Origin of the sequence: Paenibacillus etheri, assembly GCF_001012825.1 — a bacterium.
GTDB lineage: Bacteria > Bacillota > Bacilli > Paenibacillales > Paenibacillaceae > Paenibacillus_AQ > Paenibacillus_AQ etheri.
In genome coordinates this window covers 1-352 of record NZ_LCZJ02000052.1, presented here as the reverse complement: position 1 = coordinate 352, position 352 = coordinate 1, and the positions used below count along the sequence as shown (strand labels likewise).

1 tRNA gene is annotated in these 352 nt (G+C 43.2%); it reads right to left on the bottom strand.

Features of this window, described 5'->3' with window-relative positions:
- Window positions 1-137 precede the first annotated feature (137 nt).
- A tRNA-Ala gene (locus UQ64_RS27160) sits at window positions 138-213 on the bottom strand.
- Between the last annotated feature and the right edge of the window lie 139 nt (window positions 214-352).

Sequence of the window (352 nt, the reverse complement as noted above, 5' to 3'; positions counted from 1 at the left end):
CTTCCAGCTAATAACTAACGTACTTGTTTACACAAGTTATAGCTAAAAGATGTTCTAAAACGCAAATTCGTTTCGGTATCCAGTTTTCAAGGATCAAGAAAAAAATATTCTAGACATAACAAATAGATGAAGTTTGTTGGTGGAGCCAAGCGGGATCGAACCGCTGACCTCCTGCTTGCAAGGCAGGCGCTCTCCCAGCTGAGCTATGGCCCCGCAAATTCCATCAAAACCGAACAAATGGATACGCGTTAAATGATTGTGGAAGTTAAACTTCCGATTTGAATGTTTCCATTGCAGGAAACGATTCTCCATAGAAAGGAGGTGATCCAGCCGCACCTTCCGATACGGCTAC